This is a genomic window from Microbispora cellulosiformans (assembly GCF_008728085.1).
GTDB lineage: Bacteria > Actinomycetota > Actinomycetes > Streptosporangiales > Streptosporangiaceae > Microbispora > Microbispora amethystogenes.
Window position 1 is genome coordinate 134,745 of the sequence record NZ_VYTZ01000016.1, and the last position, 15,398, is coordinate 150,142.

The following is a 15,398-nucleotide window of genomic DNA, read 5'->3' on the forward strand; positions in this document are numbered from 1 at the left end:
GGAGGCCGGACATGCCGCCCGACCTGTGGTTGCAGCGGTGCTCAGCCTCCCTCCAATCTGCCCGCAAGACGGTTCCAAGATCTCCCACCGAGCCTTGGGAGCGTGGGAGCCGCCCCGGCTCCCGTACGGAAAGGAGGGAGTTCACATGGGCAAGGACCCGCGCACGGAGCTGCGCGACATCTCCGAGGTCGGCGCCGAGCTGGACGAGAGCCGGCTGCAGGGGATCAACGGCGGCATGGACCCCGAGGGGGCCTACAGCCACACCGGCCTGTACGCCAGCCGCGACGACGTCTACTGCTGACAAGAGGAGACACCGGAATGACTGTGCGGACCGTTCTCACCGACATCGGCGCCGTGGGCGCCGAACTCGACGAGGAGACCCTGCGGGGCGTCAGCGGCGGCATGTGGCCCGAGTACAACACGGGCTCGTACGGCGGCAACATGTGCTCCTGGGACGACATCGCCCTCTGAGCGGACTGTGAAACGCCTCTGAACCGCCACTGAGGCACGGGGTGGGAGCGCCCGCGTCGGCGCTCCCGCCTTCACCGTGATCACGAAAGGCCCGGTCTTGCCATCTCCGCATGTTCTCGTCCTCACGGGTGAGGACGATCCCCACGCCGACCGCGTCGGCGCCCTGCTCGCCGAGCGCGGCGCGCGGGTCACCGTCTTCGACCCCGGCGGCTTCCCCGTCTCCTGGCGGGTGGAGGTCGGCTACGCGGCGGACGGGCGTATGACGCGCCTGCTGCGGGGCGGTGGGGAGGAGATCGCGCTCGACACGGTCACCGCGTTGTGGTGGCGCCGTCCCAGCCCGCCCGCGCCGCATCCGGAGCTGACCGACCCGGCGGTCGCCGCGCACGCGGCCAGGGAGTGCCAGAGCCTGCTCAGCGATCTGTGGGAGCACCTGCCGTGCCCGCAGCTGCCCGCCCGCGAGTCGGTCTGGCGGCGGTCCGGCCAGAAGGCCTCCCAGCTCGCCCTCGCGGCGGAGCTCGGCTTCGCCGTACCGGACACGCTGATCACCACGGACCCTGAGGCGTTCTTCGAGTTCCACGGGCGGCACGACGGCCGCGTCATCACCAAGACGTTCCACATCCCCTTCATCGAGGGCGACGGCCTCACCGTCACACGTCTCAGCGAGCCGGTGTCGCCCCGCGACCTGGCGTACGCCGACGGGCTGCGGTTCTGCCCGATGATCGTGCAGGAGCGGGTGGACAAGCGCCTGGAGCTGCGCGTCACCGTCGTCGGCCGCCGGATCTTCACCGCGGAGATCCACTCCCAGGTGTCCAACCGGTCCGCCGTCGACTGGCGGCGCTACGACACCGGGATCACCCCGCACCGTCCGCACCGCCTGCCCGACGACGTCGCCACGCGCTGCCTCACCCTCATGGAGCGGCTCGGCCTCGCGTACGGGGCGATCGACCTGATCCTCACCCCCGAGGGCCGTCACGTCTTCCTCGAAGTGAACCCCAACGCGCAGTGGCTGTGGGTGGAGCACCTCACCGGCCTCCCGATCAGCGAGGCCATCTGCGAACACCTCCTGCGAGGAGCCTGACGTGCCGCTTTTCCCCGACCACCTGCTGAACGACGCCCTGGCCTTCCTGTGCCGGGTCTCCGACGCCGAGCCGGCCGACGCGAGGCGCCTCCTGGGCGACCTGCGGGCCGGGCACCCGGACGTGCCGATGCGCCTCGTCTGGCAGCGCGACCACCCCGGCGGGAGCCACCACTACGACCTGCTGATCACGGCGCCGGACGGCACGGTGTCCGTCGCGTTCGCCCCGGCCCGGGCCGTACCGTGGCCGCTGCGCGGCAGCCACGGCGCCGGCGAGCAGGTCGTCGTCCGCGTCGACGGCGCCGACGTCAGGATGGAGCAGGCCATGGCCGTGCTCGACGGGCTGTGGGGGGACAGTTCGCTCGCCGCCCGCCTCGTGAACGCCGCCCTGGTGGAGCAGGAACTGGAGCGGGATCCGGTCGAGCTGTCCGCCGAGGAGCTCCAGGAGGCCATGGACGCCTTCCGGCGGGCCCGCGGCCTGCTCACCGTGCGGGCCACCCGTGACTGGATGGCGGAACGCGGGCTCGACCACGCGTCGCTGGAGACGATCGTCCACCAGGAGGCCGCCATCGCCCGGCTGCGCCGCCGGGTGGCCGCCGACGGCGCGGCCGAACGGTTCGCCGCCGACCAGGACGGCCACGACCGCCTGAGCGTGCTGCGCCTGCGGTATCCCCACCTCGAAGCCGCCCGTACGGCGGCCGTGCGGCTGCGGGACCGAGGCACCCGTGCGGAGACCTTCGCGCAGGCCGCAGAAGAGGCCCGTGCGGAGATCTTCGCGCAGGCCGCCGCGGAGGCCTTCGAGTACGGCGCGGACGTCCGGCCGGCGCTCGTGTACCGCCGCGAACTCGGCCCGGAGGCCGCCGGCACCTGCGCCGGGGACGTCCTCGGCGGTGGGCCGGAGCCGCTGGTCACCTGCGTACTGGAGGTGCGCCCCGCCGTCCTCGACGACGAGACCCGGCGCGCGATCGAGAACCGGATCTTCGACGACTGGCTCGCGCGCAGGCGCGCCGAGGCGAGCGTCGAGTGGATGTGGGGCACCGCACTGCGGACCGGTTCGGTCACCCGGGCGCTCCGGGCGCCGGACGGTTCGCGCGGCGCCTCGCCGACGTCCCCGGCCGACGGCGGCTGACGGCCCGGCGGGAAAACGGCATCTATCGACCTGTGGGCCAGTGCGCCGGCGTTCACGCCGGGGGTGAAGGCCCACGCGGGAGTGCCCACCAGGGCGCGAGCGTGCCCTGGCCCTCCACCCGTGAACAGATCAGCTCATGGGTCAAGCCCTGGCGGGAGAGATGCTCACATTGTCCGCTCACATGGGTCGTTTCTGCTGGTCGATGTAGTGCTTGAGGACCGTGAGCGGTGCGTTGCCCACGCTTCCGGCAAGGTGGCAGCCGCACCCAGAAGTGCCCGCTCCACGGGGTACCAGCGGACGGAAGCGCTGTATATCTCGCTGGGATCCGCTCCGAGACGCCCTTCAGTGCGGGTGGCGCCCGCGCCGCAGATCGAGGGGTGACTCACGGTGTGGATTCCGTCACGGTGGCGTAAACCCGGGGGTACGATCAGGGCGTGGAGGTGGCCAGGCAGGCGCGGGCGCACGTGGCGCGACTCGACCTCACCGCCGCCCACATGGCGGTGCTGGACGGTCAGGCCCACACCGCCCGCGCGCTGTGGAACCTGCTGCACGAGTACTGCACCTTCCGGCAGGGCCGGTTGGCCTCGGTGAAGGACTGCGACACCGCGATCCGGCAGACCCGCCGCGAGATCGACTGGATGGGCCGGCTGCCCGCCCAGGCGGCCCAAGCGGTACTGAGAACCTACCGGCAGGCGTGGGCCAACTTCTTCAACCCCGCCCACCCCGCCGGGCGGCCCGGCTTCAAGAGCCGGTCCCGGTCCCGGATGGTCGTGGATGTCCCCCAGGGGCGGGACCTGAACATCGCGCGGCTGAACCGGCGGTGGGGCGCGGTCAACCTGCCCAAGGTCGGGCGGGTGCGGTTCCGGTGGACCAGGGACCTTCCCGGCGTCACCAGGGGCGGCCCCGCCGGGCGGATCACCGGAGCCCGGCTGGTCAAGGACGCCCACGGGTGGCAGATCGTGTTCCGCACCGAACGCCAGGTGCCTGCCCCGGACACCCGCCCCGGCCCTGTGGTGGGGATCGACCGGGGGATCACCGTCGCTCTGGCGTTGTCGGACGGCACCACGCGTGAACATGGGGAATGGCTCACCAGCCGTGAGAAGGAACGTCTTCGCCGGCTGGAGAAGAAGTCCGCCCGCCAGCGCGCCGCCCGTCCCCCCGGGCAGCGGGCCTCGCGTCGGCTGGCCCGCACCTACGACCGGATCGCCCGGCTCCGCGCGACAGCCAAGCGCCGGGCCGTCGACTGGCAGCACCAGACCACCACCGAACTCGCGCGCACCTTCGGCGTGGTCGTGGTGGAGGACCTGAGAATTACGAACATGGTCCGCTCCGCTACCGGCACGGTCGAGCGCCCCGGACGGAACGTGCGGCAGAAGGCGGGGCTGAACCGCGCCATCACCGGGCAGGCGTGGGGCCGCACCGTCATCCTGCTGGGGTACAAGACCCGTGATCGCGGCGGGCTGGTGGTGAAGGTGCCCGCCCCGGGCACCTCGCAGACATGCCACCGGTGCGGCCGCCGCGACCCGGCGGCCCGGAACGGGATCAGGTACGCCTGTGCCAACGCCGCCTGCGGGTGGGCCGGGCACGCCGACACCAACGCCGCGATCAACATACGCAACGCCGCAGGAACCGCGGTGTCAGGACGTGGAGACCTCGGGGCTGCCCGGTCCGCGAAGCGTCAACCCCCGCACGCCGCTTAACCGCGACACGACGGGAGAATCTCCAGCCTTCAGGCCGGGGAGGAGTTCAAATGGAGCACGTCGGCGACGGCGCGTGAGCGAGAACGCGTATTGAACCGTCCCGTCGTTGAATTATCACGGATTTTGTGATTTTGGTTCCCGCCGTCCCGGGCTTGCTGAAGCGGTGGTCGCGGGCGGGGAATTCCGCACTTGGACACTTTCCATTGCTGATCTTCCATTGTGGAGATTACGGTTCTCACCTCTGTTCCGGATTTTTCGCCAGAGGTGAGGAAATGACGGAAGACCAGGTGAAGACAATTCTCCGCAGCAAGCTCCGGACGTGGGGATGGATGTACCGATGACGATCAGCATGGAGCGCCCCGCCGCCGTCGTCACGGCCACCCCCCGGCTGCCGGAGATCTCGCGCATGGCCGGCGTGGGCACCGCGGTGTCCGACACGTCGTTCACGCAGTCCGAAGTGCTCGAACTCCTCGACATCGACAACCCCAAGATCCGCTCGGTGTTCCTCAACAGCGCGATCACCCGGCGTCACCTGACGCTGCCCCCGGCGGACGAGAGCGGCAGGCGCGCCCCGGAGCCCCAGGGCGACCTGCTCGACAAGCACAAGAGGCTCGCCGTCGAGATGGGCGCGCGGGCGCTGGAATCGTGCCTGAAGAACGCCGGCGCGGGCCTGTCCGACCTGCGTCACCTGTGCTGCGTGACCTCCACCGGTTTCCTCACCCCCGGCCTGAGCGCCCTGATCATCAGAGAGCTCGGCATCGACCCGCACTGCAGCCGCTCCGACATCGTCGGCATGGGCTGCAACGCCGGGCTGAACGCGCTCGGCGTCGTGTCCGGCTGGTCCGCGGCCCATCCCGGCGAACTCGCGGTCGTCCTGTGCAGCGAGGCGTGCTCGGCCGCGTACGCGCTGGACGGCACCATGCGCACCGCGGTCGTCAACAGCCTCTTCGGCGACGGCGCCGCCGCGCTCGCCCTGGTCGCGGGCGGCGGCGAGGCCGCGCCCGCCGGGCCGCGCATCCTCAAGTTCGCCAGCCTCATCATCACCGACGCCCTCGACGCGATGCGCTACGACTGGGACCGGGCCCAGGACAGGTTCAGCTTCTTCCTCGACCCGCAGATCCCCTACGTCGTGGGCGCGCACGCCGAGATCGTCGTCGACCGCCTGCTGGCCGGGACGGGGCTGCGCCGCAGCGAGATCGGGCACTGGCTCGTCCACTCCGGCGGCAAGAAGGTCATCGACGCCGTCATGGTCAACCTCGGGCTCAGCCGGCACGACGTCCGGCACACCATCGGCGTCCTGCGCGACTACGGAAACGTCTCCAGCGCCTCGTTCCTGTTCTCCTACGAGCGCCTGCTGGCCGAGGAGGTCGCCCGGCCCGGCGACTACGGCGTGCTCATGACCATGGGGCCCGGCTCCACCATCGAGACGGCGCTGGTCCAGTGGTGAGGCCGCCGGGAAGCGAAGGTGCACCCATGCTGTCGGTCGACGGCGCTCTCCCTCTCTCGGCCGGGCTGGTCGAGGCGGTCCAGACGCTCTGCGACGCCGCCGAGGACCACGCCGACCCGGGCCCGGTCGTGATCGCCCTGTCCGGCGTCCCGGACGGCGCCGCTTCCGGCACCGCGTCCGGCCCTGTGCCCGGCGGGCTCGACATCGGCCTGGTGTCCAAGTGGGAGCGCGCGCTGCGCCGCCTCGAACGGCTGCCCGTGCGCACCTGCGCGGTGGTCCTCGGCGACTGCGGCGGCACCGCGCTGGAGGTCCTGCTGGCCACCGACCTCAGGGTCGCCGCCCCCGGCGCCCGCCTGGTCGTCCCGGCGTACGGCGACGCCGTGTGGCCCGGCATGGCGCTCTACCGGCTCACCCAGCAGGCGGGGGTCGGCGGCGTACGGCGGGCGGTGCTCGGCGGCGCGCCGATCTCCGCGGAGCGGGCGCTGGCACTGCACCTCCTCGACGGGCTGAGCGACGATCCCGCCGCCGCCCTGGCGGCGCTCGCGGACGACCTGCCCGGCAGAGACCTGGCGATCCGGCGTCAGCTCATGTTCGACGCGGCGAGGACCAGCTTCGAGGACGCCCTCGGGACCCACCTGGCGGCCTGCGACCGCGCCCTGCGCAGGAGCGCGGCCTCATGAGAGCGGGCCCCGCGAGCGGCATTGTGAGCGGCACGGTCCTGGAGGTCGCGAGCGCGGCGCTGTCCGAGGCGGCCGAACGGGCCGAGACCCGGCTGGCCGAGCTGCCCGAGCCGGGCGCCCGTACGGAGGCGGAGCGCGCGACGGCCACCGAGGTCAAGGACGAGATCCGGCTCCTCCGCACGCGGTTCATGGAGGCGTACGCCGAGGACGTCCACGACCGGCTCACGGAGGGCGGCAAGCGCGAACTGCGCGTCGGCGAGCTGGTCGAGGCCGCCGCGGAGGCGTTCCCCGGGCTGGTGCCCACCGCCGCGCAGCTCGCCGCCGAGCGCGACCGGCCGCAGGCCGGAAAGGAGGGGCGCGAGATCGATCAGGGCATCTTCCTGCGGGCGATCCTCGCCTCGCCCCGGGCGGGGCGCCGCCTGATCGACGCGATGCTCCGGCCCACTCCGCGCGCCCTGCGCCTGCTGCCCGAGTTCCTCAGGACCGGCGTGGCCGAGATGGAGGCCGTACGGCTGGTGCGCGACGACGGGGTCGCGCGCCTCACCCTGTGCCGCGACGACTGCCTGAACGCCGAGGACGGCCGGCAGGTCGACGACATGGAGACCGCGGTCGACCTGGCCCTGCTCGACCCCGGCGTCCGCGTCTGCCTCGTGCGGGGCGGGGAGATGAGCCACCCCCGCTATCGGGGCAGGCGTGTCTTCAGCGCCGGCATCAACCTCAAGAGCCTGAGCTCCGGGGGCATCTCCCTGGTCGACTTCCTGCTGCGGCGCGAGCTCGGCTACCTCCACAAGATCATGCGTGGGGTGCGCGTACGGGACGGCGCCTGGCACTCGCCGTTCGTCGAGAAGCCGTGGGTCGCCGCCGTGGACGGGTTCGCGATCGGCGGCGCGACCCAGCTCCTGCTGGTCTTCGACCACGTGCTGGCCGCCTCCGACGCCTACTTCAGCCTGCCCGCGGCCAAGGAGGGGATCGTCCCGGGGGTCGCGAACCTCAGGCTGACCAGGTTCGCCGGGCCACGCCTGGCCCGCCAGGTCATCCTGACGGGCCGCCGCGTGTGGGCCTCCGAGCCGGACGCGCGGCTGCTGGCCGACGAGATCGTGGAGCCGGCCGAGCTGGACGCAGCCGTCGAGCGCGCCCTGGCCCGGCTCGACGGCGCGGCGGTGCTGGCCAACCGGCGGATGCTGAACCTCGCCGACGAGCCCGTCGACGCCTTCCGCACCTACATGGCGGAATTCGCGCTCCAGCAGGCCATCCGCCTCTACAGCGAGGACGTAATCGACAAGGTCGGCAAATTCGGTGCCAAGCCGGGATCCCGTTAAAGGGAACGAAAAAGGAGGCAATGCCGGTGGAACGCGAGGAATTCGATGTCGTGGTGGTGGGCGGCGGCCCGGGCGGCGCCACGCTGGCCGCTCTCGTGGCGATGCAGGGCCACCGGGTGCTCGTCCTGGAGAAGGAGACCTTTCCCCGGTACCAGATCGGTGAGTCGCTGCTGCCGTCGACGATCCACGGCGTGTGCAAAATGATCGGAGTGACCGACGCACTGGCGGCGGCGGGATTCACCCACAAGAAGGGCGGCACGTTCCGCTGGGGCGCCAAGCCGGAGCCGTGGACGTTCTCGTTCTCGGTGTCCCCCAAGATCGCGAGCTCCACGTCGTACGCGTACCAGGTGGAGCGGTCGAAGTTCGACAAGATCCTGCTGGACAACGCCGTGTCGAAGGGCGCGGAGGTCCGCTTCCGGACGCAGGTGGGCGACGTCATCGAGGAGGACGGCCGGGTCGTCGGCGTGACGTACTCCGGCGAGGACGGCGCCGAGCGCCGGGCGTACGCGCGGTTCGTGGTGGACGCCTCCGGCAACGGCAGCCGCATCTACAAGCGGGTCGGCGGCACCCGCGTCTACTCCGAGTTCTTCCGCAGCCTGGCGCTGTTCGGCTACTTCGAGGGCGGCAGGCGGCTGCCCGCGCCCTACTCCGGCAACATCCTGTCGGTCGCCTTCAACAGCGGGTGGTTCTGGTACATCCCCCTCAGCGACACCCTCACGAGCGTGGGCGCGGTCGTCCGCAGGGAGAACGCGGAGAAGGTCCAGGGCGACCCCGAGGCCTCGCTGTCCGCGCTGATCGACGAGTGCCCGCTGATCAAGGACTACCTGTCCGGCGCCACCCGCGTGACGGAGGGCCAGTACGGGCAGATCCGCGCGCGGAAGGACTACTCCTACCACCAGACCACGTTCTGGCGGCCCGGGTTCGTGCTGATCGGCGACGCGGCGTGCTTCGTCGACCCCGTCTTCTCGTCCGGCGTCCACCTGGCCACCTACAGCGCCCTGCTGGCCTCGCGCTCCATCAACAGCGCCCTCGCGGGGCTGGTCGGCGAGGAGGAGGCCTTCACCGAGTTCGAGGCGCGCTACCGCCGGGAGTACGGCGTGTTCTACGAGTTCCTGATGTCGTTCTACGACATGCACCGGGACGAGGACTCCTACTTCTGGTCGGCGAAGAAGGTCACCCACAGCGGGCACACCGAGCTGGAGTCCTTCGTCGAGCTCGTCGCGGGCGTGTCCTCCTCGGAGTTCGCCCTCAGGGACGCCGAGTCGGCCGCGGTGCGGATGAAGGACAAGTCGGCCGAGTTCGCCGCCGCGATCGACGAGCTGGCCGCCGACCGCGAGGGCAACATGGCGCCCCTGTTCAAGTCGTCGGCCGTACGGCAGGCGATGCAGGAGGGCGCCCAGGTGCAGAGCCGGGCCTTCCTCGGCGAGGACCTCGGGCCCGACGTCCCCATGTTCCCCGGCGGCCTCGTCACCAGCAACGACGGGCTGTTCTGGCTGCCGGCCAAGGCGTAGGCGGGAGGGGAGACGATGCCGGTCGCCCGGATCAACGGGATCACCCTGGGTTACGACGACTACGGCTCCGGAGACCCGGTCGTCCTGGTCACGGGCACCGGGGCGCCCGGCCGGATCTGGCGGACCCACCAGGTGCCCGCGCTGAAGGCGGCCGGCCACCGCGTCGTCACCGTCGACAACCGGGGCGTTCCGCCGAGCGACCTGTGCCCCGGCGGCTTCACCCTCGACGACATGGCCGCCGACGTCGCCGGTCTCATCGAGCACCTCGAACTGGGACCGTGCCGGGTCGTGGGCTTCTCCCTGGGCGCGATCATCGTCCAGGAGCTGCTCCTGGCCCGGCCCGGCCTCGTACGGCAGGCCGTCCTGATGGCCTGCTGCGGCCGGACCGACGCGTTCGTGGCCGCGATGACGGCCGCCGAGATCGAACTGTGCGACAGCGGGACCGTCCTGCCGCCGCGCTTCGGCGCCTACCTCCAGGCCGTGTCGAACCTGTCGCCGCGCACGCTCAGCGATGAGGAGCAGATCAGGGACTGGCTCGACGTGTTCGAGATGTCGGCGGTGGACCGCGCGGGCGTGCGCGGGCAGCTCAGCCTCCAGGTCATCCCCAACCGGCTGCCGGCCTACCGCGACATCGACTGCCCCTGCCTGGTCATCGGCTTCGCCGACGACCTGATCATCCGGCCGCGGCTGACCCGGGAGGTGGCCGAGGCGATCCCGGGCGCACGCCACCTGGAGATCCCCGGCTGCGGGCACTACGGATACCTGGAGCGGCCCCGCGAGGTGAACGCCGCGATCATCGAGTTCTTCGGCCGCGGCTAGCGGGTGCCGGCCACGGACCGGCGTCTCAGCCGGTCCGTACCGGCATCGCGCCGTTGCCGTTCAGGGCGCGGTGCGTGGTCACGACGGGGAAGGAGACCGTGGTGATCAGGCCGCCCTCGGGCCGCGCGACCGTCGTGAGGCGGGCGCCGTGGGCCGCCGCGATGGCCTGCACGATCGACAGCCCCAGGCCGAGCCCGTCCCGGCGTCCGCCCGTACGCGCCGTGCCGAGCCGCTGGAACGGCTGGAAGAGGCGTTCGACGGCCTCGGGCGGCACGACCGGCCCGCTGTTGGCGACGGTGAGCACCGCGTGACCGGCCATCACGCGGACCGACACGTCCACCCAGCCGTCGTCCGCGTTGTACTTGATCGCGTTGTCCACGAGGTTGACGACGAGACGCTCGGCCAGGTTCCGGTTGCCCGCAGCCGTCGCCGGCTCGGTCCGCACCCGCAGCGCCACCGACCGCAGCGCCGCCTCCTGGGTGCGCGCGCCGGTCACCTCCCGCGTGAGCTGTCCCAAGTCGAACGGCTGGCGCACCTCGATCCCCGCGTGGCCGCGGGTCAGCGTGAGCAGCGCCTCGATCAGCCGCTCCTGCTGCGCGCCCGCCACGAGGATCCGCTCGTGCGCCGCGCGCAGGGAGTCCACGCTCGCCTCGGGGTCCGACAAGGCGACCTGGCCGAGCGTGCGCTGCCGGGCCAGCGGCGTCCGCAGCTCGTGCGAGGCGTTAGCGACGAACTGCCGCTGCGCGAGGAAGCTCGCCTCCAGCCGGCTCAGCAGGTCGTCGAAGGTGTCGCCGAGCTCCTTGAGCTCGTCGCTCGGGCCCTGGAGCGCCAGGCGCCGGTTCAGGCTCGTCGCCGAGATGTCGCGGGCGGCCGCGGTGATCGTACGCAGGGGGCGCAGGATGCGGCCGGCCACGATCCAGCCGAGCGCGAGCGAGATCAGCGACATGATCCCGAGCGCGATCCCCGACTGGATGAGCAACTGGTCGAGCAGGGTCGAGCGCTGGTGCGCCATCGCCTCGGCCGCCTCCGGCGGGAGCATGTCCATCACCGCGCCCTCGGAGCTGCCCGGCCCCGGGCCCGGCACGCCGCCCGGCTGCAGGCCGCCGCCGTCGTGCGGAGGGAGCAGCGTCTGACCGGAGACGACCTGACTGGACACGGCGTGGTGCACCAGGATGTAGGTGACGGCCAGCAGCGCCGCCCCCGAGACCAGGTACAGGCCGCCGTACAGGAACGTCAGCCGCAGCCGGACGGTGCGGCGCGGCAGGTGCCTCAGGGCCACCCGCCTGGATAATCCGGAAATTCCGCTCATGGGCTCCCCGATATCTGGTAGCCGCGCTTGGCCGCGGTCTGGATGATCGGCGGGTCGCCCAGCTTCGTGCGCAACCGGCTGATCGTGATCTTCACGGCGTTGGTGAAGGGGTCGGCGGCCTCGTCCCAGACGCGTTCCAGCAGTTCCTCCGCCGACACGACCCGGCCCCTGGAGACCAGCAGTAACTCCAGCACGCCGAACTCCTTCGGCGCCAGATCCAGCACCCGGCCGCCCCTGGTCACGGTGCGCCGGGCGGTGTCCAGCACGAGATCGCCGTGGCGGATCACCGGAGGCACCGCCGGATGTGACCGCCGCGCCAGCGCCCCGATCCGGGCGAGCAGCGCGGGAAAGTCGAACGGCTTGGGCAGGTAGTCGTCGGCTCCGCGGTTGAGGCCGTCGACCAGGTCCTCCGTCGTCGCGGCGGCCGTCAGCATGAGCACCCGGCTCCGGCAGCCCGCCTCGACGAGCTTGGCGCACACCTCGTCACCGTGCAGCCCCGGCAGGTCGCGGTCGAGCACGATCACGTCGTAGTCGTTGCACAACGCGCGCTCCAGGCCGCTCGGGCCGTCCAGCGCGACGTCCACCGCCATGTACGCGCGCCGCAGGCCGACCGCCACGGTCTGCGCCATCTCCTCGTCGTCCTCCACCACCAGCACTCGCACTGGTCCGTCCCCGCTTCCCGTCAGACGACATCAACCTTGACAAGTTCCTCCATCATCGTCCAGCGGCGGTTTCCGCGACGTATCATCGCGCGTTCGTCGTTATTCGCGGCCGTAAATCAATTGGCGGACGCCGATGAATTGGCGTCCAAGTGCGGGGAACGCGCACTTGGACGGGCGGCCCTTGCCGGTCCCTAAGGGCCGGATTAGTGTGACCCCGGTCAGCCGCGGACAATTAAATTGGAGTGGTCATGGCCAATCCCTTCGACGATGAAAACGGTACCTTCTACGTCCTGGTGAACGACGAGGGGCAGCATTCGCTCTGGCCGGCGTTCGCCACCGTGCCGGCCGGCTGGAAGGTCGTGTTCGGCGAGGACACCCGTAAGGCCTGCCTCGACTACGTCGAGGAGAACTGGACCGACATGCGCCCGAAGAGCCTCATCGACCAGATGGGGCAGTAGGTGTCGGGCGACCGCGGAAACGGGGGACATCCTCGATGATCGGCGGCCCGGGGCCGGTGATGATACGCGGAATGGGGCCCGATTCGCCGGTGTCCAGGCAGCAGATCAAGCCGGGCACCACGAGAAGGATCCTGCCGTACACCAGGCCATATCTTCGCCATATCATTTTACTTTTCAGCTGCACCGTGATAAATGCCGGAATCACGGTGGCGACGCCCCTGTTGTTCAAGGCCGTCATCGACAACGGCATCCTCAGGCACGACGTGCCCGTGGTCGTCTGGACCTCCCTGGCCGCGGCCGGCATGGCCGTCCTGTCGGCCGGGCTCGGCTATGCCGTCGCCGCCTACTCCGCGCGGATCAGCGAGGGGCTCATCTACGACCTGCGCACGCAGGTTTTCGACCACGTGCAGCGGCAGCCGCTCGCGTTCTTCACCAGGGCGCAGACCGGCGCGCTGGTGAGCCGGCTGAACACCGACGTGATCGGGGCGCAGCAGGCCGTCACGTCGCTGCTGTCCACCGTCGCCTCCGCCGGGCTGACGCTCGTGCTCGTCATGATCACGATGTTCGCGCTGTCCTGGCAGATTACGCTGATCTCCCTGCTCGTGCTGCCGTTCTTCGTCCTGCCGGGCAAGCTCGTCGGAAACCGGCTGCAGCGGCTCACCCGGACGATGATGGAGACCAACGCCGAGATGGGCTCGTTGATGAACGAGCGCTTCAACGTGACGGGCGCCCTGCTGGCCAAGCTCTACGGCTCGCCCGAGTCCGAGACCCGCGCGTTCTCCCGGCTGGCGGCCAAGGTCCGCGACATCGGCGTCCGGACGTACGTCTACGGTCAGCTCCTCTTCCTGTCGATCACCCTGCTGAGCGCGCTCGCCACCGCGATGGTGTACGGCCTGGGCGGCGGCCTGGCGATCAACGGCGTGTTCCAGATCGGCACGCTGGTGGCGCTCGCGACGCTGCTCACCCGGCTGTTCGGCCCGATCAACCAGCTCTCCAGCGCCCAGAGCAGCATCCTCACGGCACTGGTCAGCTTCGACCGCGTCTTCGAGGTGCTCGACCTGAAGCCGCTCATCGCGGAGAAGCCGGACGCGGCGCCCCTGCCTGCCACCTCGACCGCGCCCGACATCGAGTTCGACGGGGTGTCCTTCCGCTACCCGGCCGCCGCCGACGTCTCGCTGGCCTCCCTGGAGTCGATCGCGCTGCCCGCCGTGGAACGCGTCGGCAACGCCTGGACGCTGCGTGAGCTGAGCTTCCGCGTGCCGGCCGGGAAGCTGACCGCGCTCGTGGGTCCGTCCGGCGCCGGGAAGACCACCATCACCCACCTGGTGCCGCGGCTGTACGACCCGGTCGAGGGCAGCGTACGGATCGGTGGCCGCGACCTGCGCGACCTGACGCTCGACTCGCTCCGCGACACCGTCGGCATGGTCACCCAGGACGCCCACCTCTTCCACCAGACCATCAGGGAGAACCTGCTCTACGCCAAGCCGGGCGCGACCGAGGAGGAACTGGTCGAGGCGTGCCGGGCCGCCCAGATCTGGCCCCTGATCACCTCCCTGCCGGACGGCTTCGACACCGTCGTCGGCGACCGCGGCTACCGGCTGTCCGGCGGCGAGAAACAGCGCATCGCGATGGCCCGGCTGCTGCTCAAGGCCCCGCCGATCGTCGTCCTTGACGAGGCGACCGCGCACCTCGACTCGGAGTCGGAGGCGGCCCTGCAGCGGGCGCTCAAGACCGCGTTGACCGGCCGCACCTCACTCGTCATCGCCCACCGGCTCTCCACGATCAGGGACGCCGACCAGATCCTCGTCATCGACAAGGGACAGGTCAGGGAGAGCGGGACCCACGAGGAACTACTGGAGCGCGGCGGAATGTACGCCGAGCTCTACCACACCCAGTTCGCCGGCCGGCCGTCCTCGCTGAACGGCGACTCCGCTCCCGCGGACGACTTCGCCGCCGGTCCACTCCCGGTCGGCGCGTCTCCCCACGACGGTCACTTCGCCCACCCCGGACCCCGGCCCCTGGGCGGCCCCTACCCCGGCGGTCCTCATCCCGGCGGTCCTCATCCCGGCGGGCCCTATCCCGGCGGCCCTGGTCCCGGTGGTCCTGGCGGTCATGGTGGTCACGGCCCTGTTCCCGGTGGCCCTCCCGGCCCCTTCTCCGGTGGCCACGGTCCCGGTGGCCACGGTGCTGGTGTTCATGGTCCCGGCGGCCCGGGCCCGGGTGGCCCTCCCGGTCCCTACCCGGGTGGTCATGGTCCCGGTCCTGGTGGTCCCGGTCCCGTGCCCGGAGGGCCTCCCGGGCCGTTCCACGGAGGGCCGCCCCCGGGACGCCCCTAGTGGGATGTCCACGGCCCTTGGCCGGGTCGGTCACTGTGGCGGAAGGGACCTCCGGTCCTCCGTTGGCCAAGTCAGTCGCTGCGGGGGAAGGGACCTCCGGTCCTTCTTTGGCCAAGTCGGTCACTGCGCCGGAAGGAACCTCCGGTCCTCGCGAAGCCCGCTTCGCTGGGCCTTCGCTGCGGTCCTCGCTCCCTTCCGCTCCGCTCCCTCCACCCCGGTGAACGTTGGCGGACGGCGCACCAGCGGAGACAGCGGGACCCCGGCCACACGCCGGCACCTCGGGAATGTCGATCGAGCAACGAATCGGTGGGAGCTCCGCTGTGTCTGATTCCCGTCCCCTCCCTTCTGCCGCCGGTCGGCTCACGAGGTGTCCCGTCGCCGGCGGCTGGCACATCCGGTTCGCCGACCGTCCCGAGCCGGTGGTGTGGCTGGATCGGTCTGCGGCCGAGGCCGTCGCCATCGCGACGGCCTATCTCCACCGC

General features: G+C 71.2%; 14 protein-coding genes. 12 read left to right on the top strand and 2 right to left on the bottom strand.

The genetic code is table 11. From position 1 onward, the window contains the following. Positions 1-145: 145 nt before the first annotated feature. The 10 genes from F5972_RS37590 (at position 146) to F5972_RS31800 (ending at position 10,151) form a co-directional block, all read left to right on the top strand. Positions 146-301, top strand: coding sequence for a hypothetical protein (locus F5972_RS37590; RefSeq protein WP_191910409.1), 156 nt, complete (start codon positions 146-148; stop codon positions 299-301). Between the two features lie 17 nt (positions 302-318). Then, positions 319-471 carry a hypothetical protein gene (locus F5972_RS37595; protein WP_191910410.1) on the top strand — a complete coding sequence of 51 codons (153 nt, stop codon included), beginning with the start codon at positions 319-321 and terminating at the stop codon, positions 469-471. Between the two features lie 97 nt (positions 472-568). Beyond that, positions 569-1,549: an MvdC/MvdD family ATP grasp protein gene (locus tag F5972_RS31765; protein WP_150938928.1), complete on the top strand. Its 981-nt coding sequence runs from the start codon at positions 569-571 to the stop codon at positions 1,547-1,549. A gap of 1 nt (position 1,550) precedes the next feature. Further along, complete coding sequence (locus tag F5972_RS31770) at positions 1,551-2,675, top strand: TIGR04500 family putative peptide maturation system protein (RefSeq protein ID WP_150938931.1); 1,125 nt, start codon at positions 1,551-1,553, stop codon at positions 2,673-2,675. 434 nt (positions 2,676-3,109) lie between these two features. Next, positions 3,110-4,375 carry an RNA-guided endonuclease InsQ/TnpB family protein gene (locus F5972_RS31775; RefSeq protein WP_225312070.1) on the top strand — a complete coding sequence of 422 codons (1,266 nt, stop codon included), beginning with the start codon at positions 3,110-3,112 and terminating at the stop codon, positions 4,373-4,375. Between the two features lie 337 nt (positions 4,376-4,712). Further along, positions 4,713-5,822 (top strand): 3,5-dihydroxyphenylacetyl-CoA synthase DpgA, encoded by a 1,110-nt coding sequence (gene dpgA, locus F5972_RS31780; RefSeq protein WP_150938933.1) that lies wholly within the window; start codon positions 4,713-4,715, stop codon positions 5,820-5,822. 26 nt (positions 5,823-5,848) lie between these two features. Next, a complete protein-coding gene (gene dpgB, locus F5972_RS31785) occupies positions 5,849-6,502 on the top strand; it encodes an enoyl-CoA-hydratase DpgB (protein ID WP_150938935.1) in 654 nt (217 codons plus the stop codon). Continuing rightward, positions 6,499-7,821, top strand: a complete 1,323-nt coding sequence (gene dpgC / locus F5972_RS31790; RefSeq protein WP_150938937.1) for a (3,5-dihydroxyphenyl)acetyl-CoA 1,2-dioxygenase DpgC — start codon at positions 6,499-6,501, stop codon at positions 7,819-7,821. The genes dpgB and dpgC overlap by 4 nt, the downstream gene beginning before the upstream one ends. Before the next feature lie 20 nt (positions 7,822-7,841). Next, the gene (locus F5972_RS31795) at positions 7,842-9,332 is read left to right on the top strand and encodes a tryptophan 7-halogenase (protein WP_191910411.1); all 1,491 of its coding nucleotides are present in this window, start codon (positions 7,842-7,844) and stop codon (positions 9,330-9,332) included. A 15-nt stretch (positions 9,333-9,347) separates the two neighbouring features. After that, positions 9,348-10,151: an alpha/beta fold hydrolase gene (locus tag F5972_RS31800; protein ID WP_150938941.1), complete on the top strand. Its 804-nt coding sequence runs from the start codon at positions 9,348-9,350 to the stop codon at positions 10,149-10,151. A gap of 25 nt (positions 10,152-10,176) precedes the next feature. On the opposite strand, the gene F5972_RS31805 is transcribed toward F5972_RS31800, so the two are convergent. After that, a complete protein-coding gene (locus tag F5972_RS31805; protein ID WP_225312071.1) occupies positions 10,177-11,430 on the bottom strand; it encodes a sensor histidine kinase in 1,254 nt (417 codons plus the stop codon). Between the two features lie 26 nt (positions 11,431-11,456). Beyond that, positions 11,457-12,122, bottom strand: coding sequence for a response regulator transcription factor (locus F5972_RS31810; protein WP_150938945.1), 666 nt, complete (start codon positions 12,120-12,122; stop codon positions 11,457-11,459). Positions 12,123-12,370: 248 nt separating this feature from the next. On the opposite strand from F5972_RS31810, the gene F5972_RS31815 reads away from it, so the two are divergent. Then, on the top strand, positions 12,371-12,580 hold the full coding sequence (locus F5972_RS31815) for an MbtH family protein (RefSeq protein WP_150938947.1): 210 nt from the start codon (positions 12,371-12,373) through the stop codon (positions 12,578-12,580). Positions 12,581-12,651: 71 nt separating this feature from the next. Next, positions 12,652-14,916, top strand: a complete 2,265-nt coding sequence (locus tag F5972_RS31820; RefSeq protein WP_318527648.1) for an ABC transporter ATP-binding protein — start codon at positions 12,652-12,654, stop codon at positions 14,914-14,916. Positions 14,917-15,398: the final 482 nt, after the last annotated feature.